The 1,273-nt window shown below is 72.7% G+C and carries 1 protein-coding gene and 1 pseudogene; both read right to left on the bottom strand.

The window, feature by feature from the left end:
• Positions 1-942 (bottom strand): Stk1 family PASTA domain-containing Ser/Thr kinase (gene pknB / locus HMPREF3159_RS08965; RefSeq protein WP_141748150.1); only part of this gene is annotated, 942 nt, incomplete at its 3' end.
• Positions 939-1,273, bottom strand: a pseudogene (locus HMPREF3159_RS08970) (serine/threonine protein kinase); the annotation flags it as partial. The pseudogene HMPREF3159_RS08970 and the gene pknB, both read right to left, overlap by 4 nt.

Below are 1,273 nucleotides of genomic sequence, written 5' to 3' on the forward strand. Positions count from 1 at the left end.
GGTCGCGTCGTCGAGCGGGCTGAGCACGGTCGTGGCCTCCGGGTCGTCGGCCCCCGGCAGGGCGCCGGCGACCAGCGCCGGGGCGCGCCCGGCGACGACCGCCGCGATGTCCCGGGAGAAGGCGACGGCGCTGGGATAGCGCTGCTCGCGGTCCTTGGCCAGGCCCGTGAGGATCACCGCGTCCATCGCGGGGGTGACGGCCGGGTTGAAGGCCGAGGGCGGCTGCGGGTCCTCGCGCACGTGCTGGTAGGCGATCGAGACCGGGGTGTCGCCGGTGAACGGCGGGCGCCCGGTCAGCATCTCGAACATGACGCAGGCGGCGGAGTAGATGTCCGAGCGCGCATCGACCAGCTGGCCGCGCGCCTGCTCGGGGGAGAGGTACTGGGCGGTGCCCATCACGGCCTGGGTCGCGGTCATGGCGCTGGTCGCGTCGGCGACCGCGCGGGCGATCCCGAAGTCCATCACCTTCACGGCGCCCGCGGAGTTGATCATGATGTTGCCGGGCTTGATGTCGCGGTGCACGATCCCGGCGCGGTGGGAGTACTCCAGCGCGCTGAGCAGCGCGGCCATGATCTCTCCGGCCTGGATGACGTCCATCGGGTGCTCGGGGTCGATGTACTCGCGCAGGGTGCGTCCCTCGACGTACTCCATCACGATGTACGGGATCGTCACCTCGGAGCCGGTGATCGTGGTCTGCTGCTCCTCGCCGGTGTCGTACACGGCGACGATCGAGGGGTGGTTCAGGGACGCGGCGCTGTGCGCCTCACGCCGGAAGCGCTCCTGGAAGTTCGCGTCCCGGGCCAGGTCGGAGCGCAGCACCTTCACCGCGACCGTGCGGTGCAGGCGCGTGTCCTCCGCGAGGAACACCTCCGCCATGCCCCCGGTCCCGAGGATCCTTCCCAGGCGGTACCGACCACCCAGGATCACCGTCTCTCCGCTCACTCCACACCCGTCCTCGTGCCGTGGCCGACACCGATCGATCCGACCATCGTAGTTGCTGACATCGCCTCGTCCGACGTCGTGCCCAGGCCCGCCGGCGCCGAGGCGTCGATCGCGCCGAGGGGCAGCAGTCCCAGGCCGCCCGCGACGGCGACCGCGATCGCGACGACCACCAGGATCACCAGCACCAGGCCCGGCACCGACATCCCGCCGACCCGCCGCCCCGTGCTCGTCCCGCGCACCGTGCGCGAGGAGGCCGCGGTGTCCACGTCGTCGTAGGCGCCGCCCGAGAAGGCGCGCTCGGCGCCGTCGGCGGCGGACGCCGCCGAGGCCG

This window comes from Brachybacterium sp. HMSC06H03, from assembly GCF_001807385.1.
Lineage (GTDB): Bacteria > Actinomycetota > Actinomycetes > Actinomycetales > Dermabacteraceae > Brachybacterium > Brachybacterium conglomeratum.